We start from the raw sequence: 13,207 nt of genomic DNA, 5'->3' as shown, positions 1-13,207 counted from the left end.
ATAAATCCCGTCACTCCGTGCCCCATTTCGCGGCACCCCATGCCACTTTCTTCATATCGAGAAGTTTTGCCTTTCATCCTTTGATCGATCATCGATCGGAGCCTTACAGTTCACTCCGCGGGCCCACCGGCCCCATCGCCCTGTCCTGCCAGTCAGGGACTTCTCCACCCCCCTCCTCACCGGAAGGCGGCGATCATGACCGACCCCGTAGGAAAGCTTCCGAGCGAGCTCGACCAGCTCCCGGACCGCGACCCGGAGGAGACCGCTGAATGGGCGGCCTCCCTGGATGCCGTCACCAAGGCCGCGGGCCCGCACCGTGCCGCGTATCTGATGCGCCGCTCGCTCCAGCACGCCGAGGGCGCCGGTCTCGCGCTGCCCAAGCTGCTGGAGACCGATTACGTCAACTCCATCCCCACCGCCGCGGAGCCCGCCTTCGACGGCGACCTGGAGATGGAATCGCGGATCACCGCGTGGAACCGCTGGAACGCGGCCGCGATGGTCACCCGTGGCTCCCGCTTCGGCGTCGGCGGCCACATCGCGACCTTCGCCTCGGCGGCCTGGCTGTACGAGACCGGCTTCAACCACTTCTTCCGCGGCAAGGAGGGGGACGGCTCCGGCGACCAGCTCTACATCCAGGGCCACGCCTCCCCCGGCATCTACGCCCGTGCCTTCCTCGACGGCCGGCTCAGCGAGCAGCAGCTCGACAACTTCCGCCAGGAGGCGGGCGGCGACGGTCTGCCGTCCTACCCGCACCCGCGGCGGCTGCCCTGGCTGTGGGAGTTCCCCACCGTGTCGATGGGCCTCGGCCCGCTCTCGGCCATCTACCAGGCGCGCTTCAACCGCTACCTGACCAACCGCAACATCAAGGACACGTCGAACTCGCACGTCTGGGCCTTCCTGGGCGACGGCGAGATGGACGAGCCCGAGTCGACCGCCGCCCTCGCCCTCGCGGCGCGTGAGCAGCTCGACAACCTGACCTTCGTCATCAACTGCAACCTGCAGCGCCTCGACGGTCCGGTCCGCGCCAACTTCCGCGTGGTGCAGGAGCTGGAGGGCGCCTTCCGCGGCGCCGGCTGGAACGTCGTCAAGACGCTCTGGGGCACCGCCTGGGACGAGCTCTTCCAGCTCGACACCACGGGTGCGCTGGTGCGCCGGCTCCGTGAGGTCCCGGACGCGCAGTTCCAGACGTACGCCACGCGCGACGTCGCCTACATCCGCCAGCACTTCTTCGGCACCGAGCCGGCGCTCGCCGAGCTGGCGAAGCTGCTCACCGACGCGAAGATCGCCGAGTGCTTCCACACCTCGCGCGGCGGCCACGAGGCCCGCAAGGTGTACGCGGCCTACCGGGCGGCCCTGGAGCACAAGGGCGCGCCGACCGTGATCCTGGCGCAGACGGTGAAGGGCTACACGCTCGGCCCGGGCTTCGAGTCGCGCAACGCCAACCACCAGATGAAGAAGCTGGACGGCAAGCAGTTCCGCGCCATGCGCGACCTGCTGGACCTGCCGATCCCGGACTCGAAGCTGGACGAGGGCCTGGTGCCGTACGGACACCCGGGCGCCGACTCCGTCGAGGTCCGCTACCTCCAGGAACGCCGTGCCGCCCTCGGCGGCCCCGCCCCGGCCCGCCGGGTGCACGCGGTGGCGCTGCCCGCGCCCGAGGAGCGCGCGTTCGCCGCGCTGAAGAAGGGCTCCGGCAAGCAGGAACTGGCCACCACGATGGCGTTCGTCCGCCTGGCCAAGGACCTGATGCGGGACAAGGAGACCGGCAAGCGCTGGGTTCCGATCGTCCCCGACGAGGCCCGAACCTTCGGCATGGAGGCGCTGTTCCCGTCGGCCGGCATCTACTCGCCGCTGGGCCAGACGTACGACCCGGTCGACCGCGACCAGCTGATGTACTACAAGGAAGCCAAGGACGGCCAGGTCCTCAACGAGGGCATCACCGAGGCCGGCGCGATGGCCGACTTCATCGCCGCGTCCACGTCGTACGCGACGCACGGCGAGCCGATGATCCCGTTCTACATCTTCTACTCGATGTTCGGCTGGCAGCGCACGGGCGACCAGTTCTGGCAGCTCGGCGACCAGCTCGGCCGCGGCTTCGTGGTCGGCGCCACGGCGGGCCGCACGACGCTGACGGGCGAGGGCCTCCAGCACGCGGACGGCCACTCGCACCTGATCGCCTCCACGAACCCGGCGTCGCTCAACTACGACCCGGCGTTCGCGTACGAGATCGCGGTGATCGTCCAGGACGGTCTGCGCCGGATGTACGGCCCCGACGCGGAGAACGTCTTCTACTACCTGACGGTCTACAACGAGCCGAAGGCGCAGCCGGCAATGCCGGAAGGCATCGAGGAGGGCATCCTCAAGGGCCTCTACCGGTTCAAGGAGGGCGCGCCCGCGAAGGCGGACGCACCGCGCGCCCAGCTGCTGGCCTCGGGTACGGCGATCCACTGGGCCCTGGAGGCCCAGGAGCTGCTGGCCGCGGACTGGGGTGTCACGGCCGACGTCTGGTCCGCCACCTCGTGGGGCGAGCTGCGCCGCGACGCGCTGGAGTGCGACGAGGCGCTGCTCCGCGGTGAGGTACGGGTGCCGTACGTGACCCAGGCGCTGGAAGGCGCACCGGGTCCGGTCCTCGCGGTCAGCGACTGGATGCGCCAGGTGCCGGACCAGATCAGCCAGTGGGTGGAGCAGGACTGGACCTCGCTCGGCACGGACGGCTTCGGCCTGTCCGACACCCGTGACGCGGCCCGCCGCCACTTCGGCGTCGACCCGCAGTCGATCACGGTCGCGGCCCTGGCCCAGCTGGCCCGCCGCGGCGAGGTGCCGGCGTCGGCGGTCAAGGAAGCCCGCGAGCGGTACGGGCTCTGACGTCCCGGAGGGCGGGGCACGGGACTTCCCCGCGCCCCGCCCTCCGCATGCGTCGGCCCCGCTCCGGCACCGGCTCCGTCCGCAATCGCCGGACGGGCTCGATCTGCACGCCGGAGCGCTGCCCGCGCCCGGCTGCCCTCCACGCTCCGCCCTCCACCGCCGGACGGGCTCGGCATCCCCGCCGGAGCACCGCCATCATCGGCACGGGCCCGTCCGCAATCGCCGGACGGGCTCGATCTGCACGCCGATGCGCTGCCGTGTGGCCCCACTGCTCGCATGACAGCCCGGTCGAGCCGCACGTCCCAGCCCGGCCGGGCGCACGTTCGAGCCCGTCCGGCGATTGAGGACATCTTTTGAGCCCGGCCGGCGCTTGAGGCCACACCCAGCCCGGCCGGCACCTGAGGCCGAGGCTCGCGGGGCCGGGCCACACGCAGCGCCCGCCCGCGGCCACAATGGCCGCATGCGTGCTGCCCGGCTCATCAGAATGGTGCTGCTCCTGCAGTCCCGCCCCGCCATGACGGCCGCCCAGCTCGCCCAGGAGCTCCAGGTGTCGGAACGGACCGTCACCCGGGACGCCCAGGCGCTGTCCGAGGCCGGGATCCCCGTCTACGCGGAACGGGGCCGTGCGGGCGGGTACCGGCTCGTCGGCGGGTACCGCACCGGGCTCACCGGGCTGGCCCGTGACGAGGCCGAGGCCCTCTTCCTCTCCGGCCTGCCCGCCGCCCTGCGCGAGATGGGGCTCGCCGACGCCGCGTCCGCCGCCCGGCTCAAGGTGTCGGCGGCCCTCCTGCCCTCCTTGCGGGACGCCTCCGCCGGCGCCGCCCGGCGCTTCCACCTGGACGCACCCGGCTGGTACCAGGAACCCGCCACGCCGGAGCTCCTGCCCGCCGTGGCCGAGGCGGTGTGGGACGACCGGACGGTCCGCGCCCACTACCGGCGGGCCGGCCGGGAGACCGAGGTGGTGCGTGAGCTGGCCCCGTACGGCCTCGTCCTGAAGGCCGGTGTCTGGTACCTCTGCGCCCGCGCGGAGGACGACTTCCGCGTCTACCGGATCGACCGCTTCACGGCGGTGACCGTGTCGGACACCCGGTTCGTCCGGGACGAGGACTTCGACCTGCCCGCGTTCTGGGACGCACGCGCGGCCCAGTTCGCCCGGTCGCTCCTGCGGACCGAGGTGACGCTGCGGCTCTCGGAGGCCGGTGTGCGCCGGCTGCCGCACGCCGTGGACCGCATCGCGGCCCGGGACGCGCTGGCGGGAGCCGGTGCGCCCGGGACCGACGGATGGGTCACGGTCACCGTGCCGGTCGAGTCCCTGGACGTCGCGTTCGGTCAGCTGCTGGCCCTGGGGCCGGAGTTGGAAGTGCTGGAGCCGGCCGCGCTGCGCGACAGGTTCTCGGCAGCCGCCGAGGCGCTGCACGGGCTCTATGTGAGGCCGTAAGGCTTCATTTCGGCGTCTGGGCGTGCATCGGCCGTCTCCGGGGCAGATGCTGGACCCGTGATGGACGAGACGGAATTCTGGGAGCTCATCGACAGCACCCGCGAGGCCGCCGACGGCGACCCCGAGGACCATGCCGACCTGCTCGTCGAACGGCTGGTACAGCTCGATCCCGATTCCGTGCTGGACTTCGCGCGGCACTTCGAGGCCCGCTACAACCGGGCGTACCGCTGGGACCTGTGGGCGGCCGCCGCCGTCCTGCTCGGCGGGGCGAGCGACGACGCCTTCGACTACTTCCGCTGCTGGCTGATCGGCCAGGGCCGGGAGGTCTTCGAGGGCGCGGTGCACGATCCGGACGCTCTGGCCGAGCTCCTCGACGACTTCGACGGGGAGCTGGACGGGGACGCCGAGGAGCTGGGTTACGCCGCCGACGAGGCGTACGAGCAGCTCACCGGTGTGGTCGCGCCGGATCTCGGACTGCCGCCGCAGCCGGCCGAGCCGGAGGGCACCCCGTTCGGCTTCGAGGACGACGCGGTCCTGGCGGGGCGGCTGCCCGAGCTGTGGCAGCGGTTCGGCGCCGGGTGAGACGCGGCCGGCCCGGGGCCGGTCACGGGCCGAGCGGCCGGCCCATCATCACGTCGTCCACGTAGCGCCCGCCCAGGAAGAACTCACCGGGCAGGACGCCCTCGACGGCGAACCCCTCCGACGCGTACAGCGCGCGGGCGGGCGCGTTGTGCCCCAGCACCCGCAGGGTGATCCGGTTGGCGCCCTGGCTGCGGGCGGCCCCGCACGCGGCGCGTATCAGCGTGCGGCCCATGCCGCGGCCCCGCGCCCAGCCGGCCACGGCGAGGCCCTGTATCTGCCGGACGTGCGCGTTGCAGGCCAGCGGGGTCGGCGGCACGAGGCGGACGTACCCGGCGACGGCCGTCCCGCCCGCCGGGTTCACCGCCTCGGCCACCAGGATGTCCCGCGCCAGGTGCCGGTCGTCGAAGAACGGTGCGTACGGCGGCTGCGGCCGCGGTGTCACGGCGTGCAGCGTCGACCAGGTACTCCGGTCGAGCTCCGCGAGGGCGGGGCCGTCCTCGAGGACGGCGGGTCGGACGAACGGTGCGGGAGGGGTGAAGGACTCGGCCATGGGCGTCACTGTGACACGCGCTGCCGAAGGCGCATGGGGCAGGATGGCCCCATGCCGCACTCCCGTATCGCCGTCACCGGATCGACCGGACTCATCGGAGCGGCGCTGGTGCGCTCGCTGCGGTCCGACGGGCACGAGGTGGTCCGGCTCGTCCGGCGCCCCGCGCGGTCGGGCGACGAGGTGGAATGGGATCCCCAGCGCGGTTACGTGGACGTGGCCGGTCTGGTGGGCTGCGACGCCGTCGTCCATCTCGCCGGGGCCGGGGTCGGCGACCACCGCTGGACCGAGGCGTACAAGCGGGAGATCCGGGACAGCCGGGTGCTGGGCACGGCCGCGATCGCCGAGGCCGTCGCCTCGCTGGACGTCCCGCCGAAGGTACTGCTGTCCGGGTCCGCGATCGGCTTCTACGGCGACACCGGGGACCGCTCGGTGGACGAGGGCGCGCCGCCCGGCGACGGGTTCCTGCCGTCGCTGTGTGTGGAGTGGGAGGAAGCCACGGCCGCCGCGGAGGAGGCCGGGGTGCGGACCGTGCACACGCGTACCGGACTGGTCGTCGCCCGGGAGGGTGGTGCCTGGGGCCGGCTCTTCCCGCTGTTCCGCGCGGGGCTCGGCGGCCGGCTCGGCAACGGCCGGCAGTACTGGAGCTTCATCGCACTGCACGATCACATCGCGGCCCTGCGGCACATCCTGGACACACCGGAGCTGTCCGGACCGGTCAATCTGACCGGCCCGGCCCCGGTCACCAACGGCGAGGTCACGGCGGCGATGGGCCGGGTGCTGCGCCGGCCCACCTTGTTCACCGCTCCCGCGCCTGCGCTCCGCATCGCCCTGGGCGACTTCGCCGAGGATGTGCTGGGCAGTCAGCGGGTGCTGCCGGCACGGCTGCTGGACTCCGGGTTCGCGTTCGCGTTCCCCGGGATCGACGCCGCCATCCGGGCGGCTCTGCGCTGACCCCGCCGACCGGAAACCGTCCTCCGCCGGTCCATTCGGACGGACGTGCGACCCCGTGCACCGGTGCCCCGGCCCGCGCGCGACTGCGCGGAATCCCGCCACCCTCCTAGCCTCATGCCGAACGCGCGCATTCCGGAGGCCGGTTGAGGGCAAGAGCCTCCCACCAGTTGCGCCGACTCGGGGAGGGGCACGTGCTCAGCACGGCACACCACGCGGACGTCGTCATCATCGGGGCCGGGGTCGCAGGCCTGTCAGCGGCCCACCAACTGACCAGTGCGGGAGTGAGCGTCAGCGTCCTGGAGGCCGGCCCACGGGTCGGCGGCCGGATGATGACCGACGAGGTGGACGGGTTCCGGCTCGACCACATAGGACCGCTTCTCATCACCTCGTATCCGGAGCTGTACGCGACGCCCGGACTCGAAGGACTCGTCCTGCGGAACTTCGATCCCGGCGTACTCGTCCACAGCGAGGGCCGCCGGTACCGGACCGGAGAGACACCGGGCCCCCGGGGCTCACGCAGCGCACGGGGCGCGCTCAAGGCAGCGCGCGCCCTCGCGAGCGCCCCCCGGGCCCCTCTGAGCGGCAGCCTCACCGGGGCCATGGGCGGGGCGATCGACCAGGCCCGGCTCGGAGTGGCGCTGGCCCGGCTCGCGGCCACCCCCCGGGCCCGCGTCCTGGCCCGGCCCGAACGGGCCGCGCTCGACGCACTGGCCGGCCGCGGCCTGTCCGCCCGGACGCTGAACGGCTTCGTGCGCCCCCTGCTCACGGCGCTGCTCAGCGACCCCGCGCTCACCACGTCGAGCCGGTGCGCCGACCTCGCGCTGCGCGGCTACGCGAGCGGCAGGCTCTGCGTACCGTCGGGCGGTTCGGCCACGCTGCCCGACCTGCTCGCGGCAGCGCTGCCGCCCGGCACCGTACGCACCGGCGTGCACGTCACCTCGGCGGACATCACCGCGGTCCGCACCAAGGAACACGGCGAGATCGGCTGCCGCTCCCTGCTGCTGGCGACCGGCGCGGGCGCCGCGGCCGAGCTGCTGCCCGGTCTGCGCGTGCCGCCCTTCCACCCGGTGACCGTGCTCCACCACACCGCCCCCGCTCCCCCGCCGACCGGCGCCTCGCTGCTCCTGGACGCCGACCGCTCGGGTCCGGTCGCGCACACCGCGGTGATGAGCGAGGTCGATCCGTCGCGGGCCCCGCGCGGCCGGGTCCTGATCAGCTCGACGGTGCTCGGCACGCCGCCGCCCGATCTGGACCGCACGGTCCGCACGCATCTCGCGGCGCTCTACGGCACGCCCACCGACGACTGGGAGCTGCTGGCGGCCCACCACGATCCGGAGGCGGTGCCCGCCATGGAGCCCCCGCACGACCCGCAGCGCCCGGTCCGGCTGCTCACGGGGCTGTACGTGTGCGGCGACCACCGCGACACCGGCTCGGTGCAGGGAGCCCTGTCCTCCGGCCGGCGCGCGGCCGGGGCGATCCTCGGCGACCTGGGGGTGCGACCGGCCGGAAACACCGCGGCACTCCCGGAGGCGGCCTGACGCCCCGCCTCATCCCAGTGCGGCGACCCGCTCGCGGTAGCCGCGGACCGCGGCGGCGTCCCGGAAGGGTTCGAGGCGCCGCTCGAAGTCCCGTACGTACTCCGTGGCGCGCACCGACCGCATCTCGGCGGCCTGCTGCGCGGCTTCCGCACCCAGCCGGCAGGCCTGGTCAAGCTCGCCGAGCCCGAGCCGGGCGGAGGCCAGTACCACCCGGCAGAACAGCCGGCTGCGGGCGTACGCGGGGGCGCGCAGCTGGAGCGAGCGCTCCGCGTGCTGTGCGGCGGTCCGGTACTGCTGGAGGTCGCGATGGCAGTGCCCGAACTCGTCGGCGAGCTGGGCCTCGTCGAAGTACCGCGCCCAGTACGGCACCTCGTCGCCGGGCCGGGAGGCCTCCAGCGCGCGTTCCGCCCGGGTGAGCGAGGCCGCGCACGCCTTGGCCTCGCCGAGGACCCCGTGCCCACGTGCCTCGACCGCGTGCAGCAGGGCCAGCACGGCCTGCGGCGCGGCCGAGCCGACGCCCTGCTGGGCCACCCGGGCCAGCTGGACCGCCTCCCGGCCGTGCCCGAGGTAGACGGCCTGCCGGCTCATCGTGATCAGGACGAAGCTGCCGTAGGCCCGGTCACCGGCGGCCTGGGCCAGCCGTAACGCCTGGACGAAATAGCGCTGGGCGAGCCCGTGGGCCGCGATGTCGTACGAGGTCCAGCCCGCGAGCCGGGTCAGATCGGCGGCGGCTGCGAAGAGCCGGCGCCCGGTGGCCTCCCCGTACGTGCCGCGCAGCATCGGCTCCGTCTCGTGCTCCAGGTACCGGACGAGGGCCTGCCGGGCGTGGCCGCCGCCGTAGGCGTTGTCCAGGGTGCGGAAGAGTTCGGCGACCGAGCGCAGGGCGGCGACGTCGCCGCTGCTGACCTTCTGCCCGGAGCCCCGTTCGGTCTGCCGCTGCCTGGGGACGCCGACGGGCCCGGCGCCGGGGGCGGCCGGGGAGCCGCCCGGCCCGTGCGGACCGGCGGGCCGGGACGGGGTGGGCCCGCGCAGGCTGTGCCGGACACCGGGTCCGGGCGCGCCGCCCTGTTCGGGCACCCCGGGCACGAAGCCCCCGCCGGGAGCGCTCCCGGCGCCCGGCGTCCCGAGGGCGCCGGGCGCCGGGCGTGGCCCGGCGTGCGCCGCGGTCCCGTGCGCCCTGGCGGCCCCGCCCGTGACGGCGGCGCCCTCTCCGGCCCGTCCCACCCATTCGTCCGCCCGGCCGATCAGCCAGTCCCGGCTGGGGACGACCAGACCCGCCGGGGTGAAGGCGATCTTCCGCAGCTCCACATGACTGCCGGAGTCCTTGCGCCACAGCCCGCTGACGATGTCGACCGCCTCGGCGGGCGTGGCCGCGAACTCCAGACCCGCGTAGACGGGCGCGCAGGCGTCCAGCCCCAGGTCCTGCGCGGAGAGCCGGCGGCCGAGCCGCCTGGTGAAGACCTCCGCGATCAGCGCGGGCGTGGTGCCGCGCGGCTGCTGTCCGCGCAGCCAACGGGTCACGGAGGTCTTGTCGTACCGCAGGTCGAGGCCGTGTTCGAGTCCGAGCTGGTCCACCCGGCGGGCGAGGCCGGCGTTGGAGAACCCGGCTTCGGTGATGAGCGAGGCGAGTCGGCGGTTGGGGGTGCGCTGCGGAGGTCGTTCCGACATCAGCTGTACGGTCTCCTGCCTACGGGGCCGGGCGGGCAGCCCCTCAGGGACTGTTCTGTGTTCTCCCCGCGGCTTCGCGGTGCTGGGCCGGGCCCGAGGGAACGGCGCGAATTTAGCGGCCTCCGGGGCAACCCCGGCCACCTTCGCCCCACATTCATCCGATCGTGTGAGGATTGAGGGCGGCGCTGACGGTAACCACCTGCCGGACCCCCGCTCCGGCGCCGGTCGTACAGTGGCCGGAGGCGCGATTCCGTGCATGGTGACGGGCACGACGGGACACCCCCGGCCCCGGCACCGCAAGTAGAGAGGCTGCTGTCGTGACTGAGCTTCGGTTCGTCCGTCTGGGATTCGGCGAGGAAGCCGTCGACTACCAGGAGGCCTGGCAGAAGCAGCGCGAGGTGCACGCGGCGCGGTTCGAGGACACCGTCCCCGACACCTGCCTGCTGCTGGAGCACCCGCCCGTCTACACGGCCGGCCGGCGCACCGCCGAAAGCGAGCGCCCGCTGGACGGCACCCCGGTCATCGACGTGGACCGCGGCGGCAAGATCACCTGGCACGGCCCGGGCCAGCTGGTCGGCTACCCGATCCAGAAGCTGCCGCGCCCCGTGGACGTCGTCGCACACGTCCGCCGGCTGGAGGAGGCGCTGATCCTTACGGCCGCCGAGTTCGGCGTGGCGACCAGCCGGGTCGAGGGCCGCAGCGGTGTCTGGGTCCTGGGCGACCCGGTCGAGCAGCGCCCGGCGATCGGCGGCCTGTCGCTCGACTTCGACCCCCGGCTGCAGGACGAGGAGTTCGACGCCCGGCTGAACGGACCCGAGTACGCCCCGTCCAACGCCGGCCAGCGCCGCGAGGACCGCAAGCTCGCCGCGATCGGCATCCGGGTCGCCAAGGGCGTCACCATGCACGGCTTCTCCTTCAACGTGAACCCGGACAACACCTGGTTCGACCGGATCGTGCCCTGCGGCATCCGGGACGCGGGCGTCACCTCGCTCGCGTACGAACTGGGCCGCGACCTCACCATCGCCGAGGTGCTCCCGGTCGCCGAGAAACACCTCCGGGACGTCCTGGAGAACGCCGAGCTCGCGCCGCGCACCATCGAGCGTACGAACGATGTCGTGGCCACGGCCTGACCCTCGGAACACCTCCGCGGGAATAGGCCCTGCCGGCCACAGGTTGGGCAGACGTAAAGCCGTTTGAACAACGGGCGTACCCTGGTGTTCGCCGAAGAATCCAATGCAGCGAAAGCAAAGGGGAGTGCCGGAGTGTCCGCTGTCGCACCCGACGGGCGCAAGATGCTGCGCCTTGAGGTCCGGAACAGCCAGACCCCCATCGAGCGCAAGCCCGAGTGGATCAAAACCCGGGCGAAGATGGGCCCCGAGTACAAGCAGCTGCAGAAGCTCGTCAAGGGCGAGGGTCTGCACACGGTGTGCCAGGAGGCCGGCTGCCCCAACATCTTCGAGTGCTGGGAGGACCGCGAGGCCACGTTCCTCATCGGCGGCGACCAGTGCACCCGGCGCTGTGACTTCTGTCAGATCGACACGGGCAAGCCGCAGGCGCTGGACCGGGACGAACCCCGCCGCGTCGGCGAGTCGGTCGTCACGATGGACCTGAACTACGCCACCATCACGGGCGTCGCGCGCGACGACCTGGAGGACGGCGGCGCCTGGCTGTACGCGGAGACCGTCCGCCAGATCCACGCGCAGACGGCGGAGCGGGAGGGCGGCTACACCAAGGTGGAGCTGCTGATTCCCGACTTCAACGCGGAGCCCGGGCAGCTCGCCGAGGTCTTCTCCTCGCGTCCCGAGGTACTGGGCCACAACGTAGAGACGGTGCCGCGGATCTTCAAGCGGATCCGCCCCGGCTTCCGTTACGAGCGCTCCCTGGAGGTCATCACCCGCGCCCGCGAGGCCGGTCTGGTGACCAAGTCCAACCTGATCCTCGGCATGGGCGAGACCCGCGAGGAAGTCAGTCAGGCGCTGAAGGACCTGCACGACGCGGGCACCGAGCTCATCACGATCACGCAGTACCTGCGGCCGACCCCGCGCCACCACCCGGTCGAGCGCTGGGTGAAGCCGCACGAGTTCGTGGAGCTCCAGGAGGAGGCCGAGGCGATCGGCTACTCCGGCGTGATGTCCGGACCGCTGGTCCGCTCCTCGTACCGCGCGGGCCGGCTGTTCCAGCAGGCGATGGAGCGGCGCGGTGCGGTGGCTCCGGCACCGACCGCGTAGCGGCGCTCGTGTGAATCCGAGCACAAGAGACTACTGATCGGTAGCCACTGATTCGACGCGGCCCGTCCGCTCCTCGCAGGTCCGAGGCGCGGATGGGCCGCGTCGGCGTGCGCGACGCCCGTATCAAGGTTTCATTGGTGTTTGACCGACCGGTCACGCACTGGTAACACCAGGCAGTGACCCTGGATACAGGCAGCGCAGCGGTTCTCGCGGCCGCGTCGCTCCTGCGCCCCGTATCCAGTCCGCGCAGCACACTCCGCCCGCCGGGCACCGCCCGGTGAGCGCACCCGTTCCGAGGGGACTTCCACGATGCAGGCCGTGCCGGTACGCGCCACCGCCCTTCCGTCCGTCACCGACGCCCTCCGCGCCGTCGAGTCGCTGCTGCTGAGCAGCGGCCAGCGGACCGCCCGCCGAAACGCCTGGACGGCGGTCCTCGAGGACCGCCGCCGGGCCAAGGACCGGGTCGAGTCCGAGTACGTACTGGAGGCCGTGGCCGACCACCGTTCCTAGGCCACGTAAACTTCATTGCATGGCGAGGAAGGCAAAAACCACTGAAGGCGCGGACAGCGCCGAGAACGCGGGGCGGCTCAAGCAGATCGCCCTGACCTACAAGATGACCAGGCGGTCCGACTCCAAGGTCGGGCTTGTCGTCGCGGGTGTGGGAATCGTCACCTTCGGTGTCCTCCTCGCGATCGGTTTCTTGATCGACCACCCGATCTACCTGGGCATTCTGGGCTTCGTGCTCGCCCTCCTCGCGATGGCGATCGTCTTCGGGCGACGTGCCGAGCGGGCCGCCTTCGGGCAGATGGAGGGACAGCCGGGCGCCGCGGCGGCCGTGCTGGACCGCGTGGGCCGCGGCTGGAGCACGACGCCGGCGGTCGCGATGAACCGCAGCCAGGACGTCGTCCACCGCGCCGTGGGCAAGGCGGGCATCGTGCTGGTGGCGGAGGGCAACCCGAACCGGGTGAAGAGCCTTCTCGCGGCCGAGAAGAAGAAGATGGCCCGCATCGTGGTCGACGTACCCGTGCACGACATCATCGTCGGCAACGGCGAGGGTCAGGTGCCGCTGAAGAAGGTGCGCACCACGATGCTGAAGCTGCCGCGCGTCCTGACCGGCCCGCAGGTGACGGCCGCCAACGACCGGCTGCGCGCCATGGGCGACCTGATGAGTAACATGCCCCTGCCAAAGGGCCCCATGCCGAAGGGCATGCGGATGCCGCGCGGCGGAAAGATGCGCTGAGCGCACCGGGACACGAAGAGGGCGGGGGGGGGGCCCCCGGGGGGGGGGGCCCCCCCCCCCCCCCGGGGGGGGGGGGGCGCGCCGGGGGGGGGGGGGGGGCGGCCCCCCCCCCCCCCGCCCCCCCCGCCGGCCGGCGCCGCCCCCGCC

The 13,207-nt window shown here is 72.9% G+C and carries 11 protein-coding genes; 9 read left to right on the top strand and 2 right to left on the bottom strand.

The window, feature by feature from the left end; all coding sequences use genetic code 11:
* Positions 1–195: 195 nt before the first annotated feature.
* The 3 genes from aceE to ACIQMX_RS21260 all read left to right on the top strand — a co-directional run bounded on the left by aceE (position 196) and on the right by ACIQMX_RS21260 (position 4,885).
* Positions 196–2,865 (top strand): pyruvate dehydrogenase (acetyl-transferring), homodimeric type, encoded by a 2,670-nt coding sequence (aceE, locus tag ACIQMX_RS21270; protein ID WP_402480215.1) that lies wholly within the window; start codon positions 196–198, stop codon positions 2,863–2,865.
* Between the two features lie 460 nt (positions 2,866–3,325).
* Positions 3,326–4,303, top strand: a complete 978-nt coding sequence (locus ACIQMX_RS21265) for a helix-turn-helix transcriptional regulator (RefSeq protein WP_402480212.1) — start codon at positions 3,326–3,328, stop codon at positions 4,301–4,303.
* A 60-nt stretch (positions 4,304–4,363) separates the two neighbouring features.
* Positions 4,364–4,885, top strand: a complete 522-nt coding sequence (locus ACIQMX_RS21260; protein WP_363078882.1) for a DUF4240 domain-containing protein — start codon at positions 4,364–4,366, stop codon at positions 4,883–4,885.
* A 22-nt stretch (positions 4,886–4,907) separates the two neighbouring features.
* On the opposite strand, the gene ACIQMX_RS21255 is transcribed toward ACIQMX_RS21260, so the two are convergent.
* Positions 4,908–5,435 carry a GNAT family N-acetyltransferase gene (locus tag ACIQMX_RS21255; RefSeq protein ID WP_402480209.1) on the bottom strand — a complete coding sequence of 176 codons (528 nt, stop codon included), beginning with the start codon at positions 5,433–5,435 and terminating at the stop codon, positions 4,908–4,910.
* Between the two features lie 51 nt (positions 5,436–5,486).
* On the opposite strand from ACIQMX_RS21255, the gene ACIQMX_RS21250 reads away from it, so the two are divergent.
* Both ACIQMX_RS21250 and ACIQMX_RS21245 read left to right on the top strand, forming a co-directional pair.
* A complete protein-coding gene (locus ACIQMX_RS21250; protein WP_363078884.1) occupies positions 5,487–6,386 on the top strand; it encodes a TIGR01777 family oxidoreductase in 900 nt (299 codons plus the stop codon).
* A 191-nt stretch (positions 6,387–6,577) separates the two neighbouring features.
* Complete coding sequence (locus tag ACIQMX_RS21245) at positions 6,578–7,924, top strand: NAD(P)/FAD-dependent oxidoreductase (RefSeq protein WP_363078885.1); 1,347 nt, start codon at positions 6,578–6,580, stop codon at positions 7,922–7,924.
* A 9-nt stretch (positions 7,925–7,933) separates the two neighbouring features.
* Here ACIQMX_RS21245 and ACIQMX_RS21240 read toward each other — a convergent pair whose 3' ends face one another.
* A complete protein-coding gene (locus ACIQMX_RS21240; protein ID WP_402480205.1) occupies positions 7,934–9,592 on the bottom strand; it encodes a regulator in 1,659 nt (552 codons plus the stop codon).
* Between the two features lie 317 nt (positions 9,593–9,909).
* Between ACIQMX_RS21240 and lipB the strand changes: the two genes are divergently transcribed.
* The 4 genes from lipB to ACIQMX_RS21220 all read left to right on the top strand — a co-directional run bounded on the left by lipB (position 9,910) and on the right by ACIQMX_RS21220 (position 13,060).
* The gene (lipB, locus tag ACIQMX_RS21235; RefSeq protein ID WP_402480202.1) at positions 9,910–10,722 is read left to right on the top strand and encodes a lipoyl(octanoyl) transferase LipB; all 813 of its coding nucleotides are present in this window, start codon (positions 9,910–9,912) and stop codon (positions 10,720–10,722) included.
* Positions 10,723–10,854: 132 nt separating this feature from the next.
* Positions 10,855–11,820 carry a lipoyl synthase gene (lipA, locus tag ACIQMX_RS21230; RefSeq protein WP_402480199.1) on the top strand — a complete coding sequence of 322 codons (966 nt, stop codon included), beginning with the start codon at positions 10,855–10,857 and terminating at the stop codon, positions 11,818–11,820.
* 309 nt (positions 11,821–12,129) lie between these two features.
* On the top strand, positions 12,130–12,330 hold the full coding sequence (locus tag ACIQMX_RS21225; protein WP_136330099.1) for a hypothetical protein: 201 nt from the start codon (positions 12,130–12,132) through the stop codon (positions 12,328–12,330).
* Between the two features lie 19 nt (positions 12,331–12,349).
* Positions 12,350–13,060 carry a DUF4191 domain-containing protein gene (locus ACIQMX_RS21220; RefSeq protein ID WP_363072875.1) on the top strand — a complete coding sequence of 237 codons (711 nt, stop codon included), beginning with the start codon at positions 12,350–12,352 and terminating at the stop codon, positions 13,058–13,060.
* The last annotated feature ends 147 nt before the right edge of the window (positions 13,061–13,207 follow it).

The organism is Streptomyces sp. NPDC091416 (assembly GCF_044756845.1).
GTDB lineage: Bacteria > Actinomycetota > Actinomycetes > Streptomycetales > Streptomycetaceae > Streptomyces.
This window is presented reverse-complemented; position numbering and strand designations above follow the sequence as displayed.